Source organism: Bacteroides caecigallinarum (assembly GCF_021530995.1).
Taxonomy (GTDB): domain Bacteria; phylum Bacteroidota; class Bacteroidia; order Bacteroidales; family Bacteroidaceae; genus Phocaeicola; species Phocaeicola faecigallinarum.
The window spans coordinates 1-7,721 of sequence record NZ_JADYTF010000143.1 but is presented as its reverse complement, the minus strand read 5'-3'; the positions used below and the strand labels follow the sequence as shown (position 1 = coordinate 7,721).

At 40.7% G+C, this 7,721-nt stretch carries 6 protein-coding genes and 1 pseudogene; 2 read left to right on the top strand and 5 right to left on the bottom strand.

What is annotated here, in order from left to right; all coding sequences use genetic code 11:
- Window positions 1-188 (top strand): annotated as a pseudogene (locus I6E24_RS14710) (IS4 family transposase); the annotation flags it as partial.
- Window positions 189-365: 177 nt separating this feature from the next.
- Window positions 366-809: a hypothetical protein gene (locus I6E24_RS14705; protein WP_235329306.1), complete on the top strand. Its 444-nt coding sequence runs from the start codon at window positions 366-368 to the stop codon at window positions 807-809.
- Window positions 810-913: 104 nt separating this feature from the next.
- Here I6E24_RS14705 and I6E24_RS14700 read toward each other — a convergent pair whose 3' ends face one another.
- The 5 genes from I6E24_RS14700 to I6E24_RS14680 form a co-directional block, all read right to left on the bottom strand.
- Window positions 914-1,249 (bottom strand): hypothetical protein, encoded by a 336-nt coding sequence (locus tag I6E24_RS14700; RefSeq protein ID WP_154045101.1) that lies wholly within the window; start codon window positions 1,247-1,249, stop codon window positions 914-916.
- Between the two features lie 39 nt (window positions 1,250-1,288).
- A complete protein-coding gene (gene trxA / locus I6E24_RS14695) occupies window positions 1,289-1,603 on the bottom strand; it encodes a thioredoxin (RefSeq protein WP_154045100.1) in 315 nt (104 codons plus the stop codon).
- Between the two features lie 61 nt (window positions 1,604-1,664).
- Entirely contained in the window at window positions 1,665-5,462 is a 3,798-nt protein-coding gene (dnaE, locus tag I6E24_RS14690; protein WP_235329305.1) for a DNA polymerase III subunit alpha, read from the bottom strand.
- Between the two features lie 19 nt (window positions 5,463-5,481).
- On the bottom strand, window positions 5,482-6,585 hold the full coding sequence (gene meaB / locus I6E24_RS14685; protein WP_235329304.1) for a methylmalonyl Co-A mutase-associated GTPase MeaB: 1,104 nt from the start codon (window positions 6,583-6,585) through the stop codon (window positions 5,482-5,484).
- Window positions 6,586-6,634: 49 nt separating this feature from the next.
- On the bottom strand, window positions 6,635-7,721 hold a 1,087-nt coding region (locus I6E24_RS14680), incomplete at its 5' end, for a DUF1573 domain-containing protein (protein ID WP_455577813.1).

Here is a 7,721-nt window from a genome sequence, read left to right as displayed (position 1 = left end):
GACTTTTCAAGGATGTGTATACAGGAGCCTACGAACTGACTGTTGTAGAGAAAATATGGCTAATAATTGTTGAAGTGGTGGGCATAGTTGCAGAACTCACTGGAGCAGATGAGGACACGCTGATGCGTCAGCTTATCGAAAACAACAAGAGGCTGGAAGCACTACAGGCATATGCACAAACTGCCTAAAATCTAAATCAGAAACTTGAGTAAAGAAACAATTTATAAACGTAAATGCTGCATTTTTAATGCTAAAAGATGTATAAATCATGTTTTTTCCATATATTTGTAAGACTTAGAAGATGTTTAAACACCATTTAAATAGCGTTTAAACACCATTTAAAAACAATTAAAACAGCAGGCGATATGAAAACTTTCAGTTCACAAATGTCGGAAAAGGTGAAGGGTTGTGTATGGATGTCCATGATGTATTCTGTCACGGCGATAGTATTATGTATTGTTCTGGTACTATTATCAGAAAGAAACGTTGACAATCTCATTCCATTCATATCATGTTTCATTTTCATGGCTTTGTCGTCATGCATTCGAATATATCACATAGAATATAGCATAGCCGATGAATATCTCAGCATCAGAGATTTCAAATACAGATCCATCAATATATTTGATATAAAAGAAATAATAGCTCTGAAAGAGAAGAAAAGATTCACTCTGAATATTCCGTATGATACAGTTATTATTGAGAAGAACGGAAAGAAAACATATCTGGCTCCGGAGAACAGGGATATGATGCTAGAAACAATAAAGGGCATTAATCCGGAAATCACTTTTTCTTCTTCACTACAATGAAGATACTGAAATCTACAGATATATGGACATAAGTCTATTATACAAAAAAAATGCTTCAAAGTATATGAAAATACCTTGAAGCATTTTTTTATATGAAGAGTTTTTTATTCTACACCACCCAATTGGTTTCCGTATTCCATTTCGCCTTGAACTACAAAGAATACATCGTCCGGTTCATAAGGTCCCATACCGTCTTCTGCAGATTCCTTAATTATATAATTAACGATCTCATCCTGGTCGATATTGATATATCCTTCTTCATCCGGCTGAGCGTCAAGACATCCGCTGTTTGTATAATACTCTACTATAAGGTCGAATATATAATACAAATCATCGTCTGTGAACTTTTCTTTCAAGTCCTGAGGCAAATAGTTCTTGATAAACTCAATCGTCTTTTCATCATCCTCGTCTTCCAACAAGAATTCGTTGTCTGTTGCCATAGTTACCAGTGTTTAATGATTAATAAAAGTCCGTTACTATCAGAGGATAGCTTTCAGTTTTTCAGCCAAAGCCTGCTTTGTAGTTGCACCAACCTGTTTTTCAACCACTTCGCCGTTCTTGATGAAAAGTACTGTAGGGATGTTACGTACTCCGAACTGTGCTGGAAGATCTGAGTTTTCGTCAACATCACATTTACCGATGTTTACTGTATCCTTATATTCGTCAGCTAGTTCTTCGATATATGGAGCAATCTGCTTGCATGGACCACACCATGTTGCCCAAAAGTCCAATACTACAGGTTTACCCTCTGCCATTATCTCTTCAAAATTCTGATCTGTAATGTTAAGTGCCATTTTTTCTATCTTTTTAAGTTTATAAATTCAATGTTTATATGTTATTCGCAACAAATATAGACTAATTTATTTTATAGTCCAACTGTGATTGCGATTTTAAATAATTAATCAAATCTTTTTGTACAGAAACCTTGATGGAACGTGAAGAAAGATTTACATACATCTGTCCGTCATCATCCATAATATAGAACAACAGTTCAGCATTTCCTGGATTCTGCTTAACAATGGAACCGAATTCAGTGATAAACTCATCATCAATTGATGAAAGAGGTGCTTTGACTGTTATTCTCTCTATTACTTTTTCCTTTACATCGGGCAGAAGCTCAATTGTATTGATTTTAACTTCCCATTCATCCTGCTTCCATTGTTTAGGCTGGCATTTGCCGTGCATATATAAGAACATTCCTTCGCTGAAAAAGTTCTTCTTTTCCACCCATTCATTACCAAAAAATGCAAATTCCGACACTCCGGAATAGTCTTCAACCTTCGCTACACCGTATGGTTTACCATTTTTGGTATATCCTTCACGAACACCTGTCACTATTCCACCGAGTATCAGATCTCTGTTCTGCAATGGTGTCAAATCGGCCAAATCAGCCATATGAACATTACATACATTCTCCAATACTACCGCAAATTCATCCAACGGATGAGCTGAAAGATATATTCCTACAAGTTCACGCTCACGATTGAGTCGCTCCAGGTCACTCCATGCAGCCGCCGGTACAATCTCCGGCGTGGCAATCTCTACAGCCATTTCTCCACCAAAGAGTGAATTGGTGGCTGCAGCCTTGTCTACCTGATATTTGTTTCCATATCTTACAAGAACCTCCACAAAAGTTTCTTCTTTTGCATTCTTTACGAAGAAGTCTTCACGCTTTATACCCGGGAAGCTGTCAAAACCTCCTGCCAGAGCCAGGTTTTCTATATTCTTCCTGTTGCATGAGGAAAGATTCACTCTCTGTACAAAATCGAATATATTCTTGAACTCTCCATTTTTTCTGCGTTCTTCAAGGATACTCTGCACTGCCGACTCTCCTACTCCCTTAACAGCTCCCATTCCGAAACGTATGTCACCACGGCTGTTAACAGAGAATTTCAGCTCACTCTCGTTTACATCAGGTCCCAACACATTGATACCCGTAGCCTTACATTCGTCCATCAGTTTTGTGATTTCAGTGATGTTGGCGATGTTTCGGCTCATTGTGGCAGCCATGTATTCCGAAGGATAGTTAGCTTTCAAGTATGCAGTCTGATAAGCTACCCACGAATAACATGTGGCATGAGACTTGTTAAACGCATACGAAGCGAATTTTTCCCAGTCGGCCCAAATTTTTTCAAGCACCTGAGGGTCATGACCGTTCTTCTTTCCACCTTCTATAAACTTAGGCTTCATGTGATCCAGCTTGTCACGGAGTTTCTTACCCATCGCCTTACGGAGAGCATCAGATTCACCACGTGTAAAGTCGGCTAGCAGACGTGACAGCAACATGACCTGCTCCTGATATACCGTAATACCGTATGTATCCTTGAGGTATTTTTCCATGATAGGTATATCATACTCAATAGGCTTACGTCCATGTTTACGATCGATAAAGTCCGGAATATAATCCATAGGTCCCGGACGATAAAGAGCATTCATGGCTATAAGGTCCTCGAAAGTTGACGGTTCGAGTTCACGCAGATACTTCTGCATTCCGGCCGATTCGAACTGGAACGTTCCAATTGTACGTCCGTCACCATACAACTTATATGTAGCAGGGTCATCTATTGGTATTTCGTCTATATTCAATATTATACCCTTACTATGCTTTATATTTTCAAGTGCCTCCTTTATGATGGACAATGTTTTCAGTCCAAGAAAGTCCATCTTGATAAGACCGGTATCCTCAATTACAGAACCCTCATATTGTGTAACAAGCATTTTCTCGCCTGTTTCCTTATCATCGGCTGTACTTACAGGAACCCAGTCGGTAATATCATCACGACAAATGATTGTACCACAAGCATGTACACCGGTATTACGTACGTTACCTTCAAGCATCTTTGCATACTTGATGGTATCTCTCAATACAGGGTCTGTAGACACCTCCGCAGCCTGGAGCTCAGGCACGTATGCTATAGCATTAGGAAGATTCAACTTCTTGTCAGGAATCTTGTCAGGAACCAGCTTACACAGTCTGTCCGATTCCGATAGCGGAAGTTTCTGCACGCGCGCCACATCCTTGATAGCCAATTTAGTGGCCATTGTACCGTATGTAATGATATGCGCAACCTTTTCCTGTCCGTATTTCTCTGTTACCCAGTTCAGGACACGTCCACGTCCGTCATCATCGAAGTCCACATCGATATCAGGAAGAGAGATACGGTCCGGATTAAGGAAACGCTCAAACAGAAGGTCATACTTGATAGGGTCAATCTGTGTAATACCAAGACAGTATGCCACAGCCGATCCTGCTGCAGATCCACGTCCCGGGCCCACAGAAACATCAAGCTTGTTTCTTGCGGCAGAGATAAAATCCTGTACAATAAGGAAGTAACCAGGGAAACCCATGGTCTTCATAATATGCAACTCAAACTTTATTCGCTCGCTTACTTCCTCATCAAGCACTTCGCCATAACGACGGTGTGCACCATCGTATGCCAGTTTTGCCAGATAATCGGCTTCAAGCTTGATACGATATAATTTCTCATAACCGCCAAGCCTCTTGATTTTGGCATTGGCCGAAGCCTCATCCATTACAACATTACCGTTCTCATCCTGAGTAAACTCATCGAACAAATCTTTTTCTGTAAACTTCTTACGGTATTCTTCCTCCGTTCCGAATTCTTCCGGAATAGCGAAGGTAGGCATAATAGGCGGATTGTCAATAGAATAGAACTCTACGCTATTGCATATATCAACAGTATTTGAAAGTGCTTCAGGTACGTCTGCGAAGATTTCGTTCATCTCTTCACGTGTCTTCATCCATTCCTGCTTGGTATATAGCATACGGTTAGGATCGTCAAGGTCCTTTCCTGTGCTAAGGCAGATAAGACGGTCGTGGGCTTCGGCATTCTCTTCATCTACGAAATGGACGTCGTTTGTACAGACAAGCTTTACATTGTATTTCTTGGAGTATTCCAGCAGTTTAGCATTTACAGTCTGCTGCAACGGATATGCTTCGTGGTTGGCTCTTTGCACAGTAGCTTTATGGCGCTGAAGCTCAAGATAATAGTCATCACCGAAAAGGTTCTTATACCAGCGTATAGCCTCTTCAGCTTCTTCAAACTGTCCGGCAGTAATCTTTTTCGGAACTTCACCTCCAAGACAAGCAGAACAAACGATAAGTCCTTCGTGATACTTCTCCAGTTCTGCACGGTCTGTACGCGGACGCATATAAAATCCTTCTGTCCATGCCTTAGAAACAAGCTTGATAAGATTATGATACCCTTTCAGGTTCTTTGCCAATACTACAAGGTGATAACCGCTCTGGTCTTGCTTTCCATCCTTGTCTTTAAGCCCGCGGCGTGCCACATACATCTCACATCCAATAATCGGCTTGAACAGTCTGTCCTGTGCCGCCTGCAACTGTTTTCTGCATTCAGCCAGTTCCTCTTCAGGATTTTCAGATTCAGTTTCTCCCTTCTCAAGAGCAGCTATTTTCTTCTTCAAATCCTTGATTTCGCCATTTGTCCCTCCGTTTTTCTTGTTTACATAATTGAAAAACTCCTTGATACCGAACATGGCACCATGGTCTGTAACAGCTATACCTCTCATACCATTGGCTATAGCCTTATCTACCAGTTTTGGTATGGAAGCCTGCCCGTCAAGAATTGAATATTGGGTGTGAACATGTAAATGAACAAAGTCCTGCATATCTTATATAAAAATCTTTTTACTTCTTCAATTGGTTAAAATAAACATCAAGCAACTTCTTGGCTGCCGTGAACGATGTAGCCTGTCCGTTAAGGACTTCTTTTTCCTTTATTTCAAGCATATCGGCAATCAACGGGTCCTGATAGAAACTGTCGCGAAGATGCTCGTTTATGGTTTCATACATCCAATACTTTGCCTGCTCGTTTCTCCGGTAATCAAAATATCCGTTCTTCTTGACAAAGTCGATATACCCATACACCATATCCCATATTTCCTTTATTCCTATATTGTAGAATCCGGAATATGTCAGTACCTGAGGTGTCCAACCAGACTCCGGAGCCGGGAAAAGATGAAGAGCGTTACGGAAATGTGCGGCAGCAAGCTTGGCCTTTTCAATATTATTTCCGTCGGCCTTGTTTATTACTATTCCATCAGCCATTTCCATTATACCTCGCTTTATTCCCTGAAGTTCGTCACCTGTGCCTGCAAGCTGTATGAGAAGGAAGAAATCCACCATAGAATGAACAGCGGTCTCACTCTGGCCTACACCAACAGTTTCAACAAAAATCTTATCAAAACCAGCTGCCTCGCACAGAATTATCGTTTCGCGAGTCTTGCGTGCCACTCCTCCCAACGAACCTGCCGATGGACTAGGACGAATAAATGATTTAGGATGAACGGACAATTTCTCCATTCTGGTCTTGTCACCCAAAATACTACCTTTGGAACGTTCACTACTAGGGTCTATCGCCAATACAGCCAGCTTACCGCCTTTTTCTTCAAGTACATGAAGTCCGAAAACATCAATGGAAGTACTCTTTCCCGCACCCGGGACACCGCTTATTCCAACTCTTACAGAATTGCCGGAATAAGGCAGACATTTTTCTATCACTTCCTGAGCTATGGCCTGATGTTCGGGTTTTATACTTTCCACCAAAGTAACAGCACGGCTAAGCATTGTTATATCACCCTTTACTATACCTTCTACATATTCACCTACAGAAAACTGACGTCTTTTAGGTCTGCTTCTGAGATTGATATAAGGATTTACAATCGAAGGCTGTTCAACTCCCTGATTGACTGTCAGCCCCTTATATTCTTCGTTGTTTTCCGGATGTTCCATAATGGTAATATTTTTAAAGGTTAATATCTGAAAATGTCTGACATCACTATCATTTTACGACGTCAGCATTTATATTAATGGTAATCTTAGGATTCTTAGGGTCGTTTGTTATCATCAACACCCTGGGCTTGCCTTTTGAGCGCGACAGATTATTTGCCAGCACCGTAACTTTCATTTTTGCAGATTCGCCCGGTTTGATTATATGCTTGTTAAGCTTGACATTCAGAGCCATGGTAAACACCTGTAAGTCCAGGACTTCAAGATTTGATTTTCCGTTATTGGTTATTATTACAGTTTGAGTTTTCTTCTGTTTTGGTTTCAACCCATGATAGTCCAGTGATGTAGAACTTATAACAGCCATCGGCGGATTAGCTTTCTGAAACTCAGTCAGCAGTGAGAAGTCCGGAAGAAGAACTACAGAAACAGGAATTTCATTAGCACTGTTTACCTTATCTCCCATAAACCTTGACAAGAATACAGTAGTTCGGGTAATTCCTAACTTAGGCAGCTTTTCCGTATCAAGTGTCACAGTTATCTTACCATTTTTCTGCGAACCCAACACCTCCGGTTCCGCTTTAGCTGAAAGATATGGTGGCAAATGCATTAGAACCGGATTATAGGCCTTATTGGATGTATTGGCCACAAGAATCTCAAACTGTGGTTTGTCACCCTTATTGACATCGTCAAACACTATTTCATCTTTGTCAGTTCTTACCGCTCCAAAGCCAAATTCGTGTGTATAGGCATAATCCTTCGGGTCAGCTGTCACTTCACCGGAAAAGTCCAGATAAAGCGGAATATTAGACACATTGCAATATACGCCTACTTCCTTATAAAACTTCCCTATAGCCTCAGCATCAAAAACAGCAGTAATCTCGCCTTTCTCACCCGAAGCAACAGGAGCCTTAGTCCAATCTGCCTGCATACATCCGCAAGACACAGTCACATTCGATATTACCAAGGGCTTATCGCCTGTATTGGTAAAAGAATATTTCACAGAAACAGGATTTCTCCACAAGATATATCCAATATCTTTCGACTGAGAATCAAAAGAAATTTTAGGTTGTGCATTTACTATTATTGAAACTATACTCAATATAAATATAAGAGAAAATAATCTTTTCATTGGTCTGTAA

What these genes read in the sequence shown, in the direction of transcription:
- I6E24_RS14705 (WP_235329306.1), top strand. Translation starts at nt 366, where the DNA reads ATGAAAACTTTCAGTTCACAAATGTCGGAAAAGGTGAAGGGTTGTGTA.
- I6E24_RS14700 (WP_154045101.1), bottom strand. Translation starts at nt 1,249, where the DNA reads ATGGCAACAGACAACGAATTCTTGTTGGAAGACGAGGATGATGAAAAG.
- trxA (WP_154045100.1), bottom strand. Translation starts at nt 1,603, where the DNA reads ATGGCACTTAACATTACAGATCAGAATTTTGAAGAGATAATGGCAGAG.
- dnaE (WP_235329305.1), bottom strand. Translation starts at nt 5,462, where the DNA reads ATGCAGGACTTTGTTCATTTACATGTTCACACCCAATATTCAATTCTT.
- meaB (WP_235329304.1), bottom strand. Translation starts at nt 6,585, where the DNA reads ATGGAACATCCGGAAAACAACGAAGAATATAAGGGGCTGACAGTCAAT.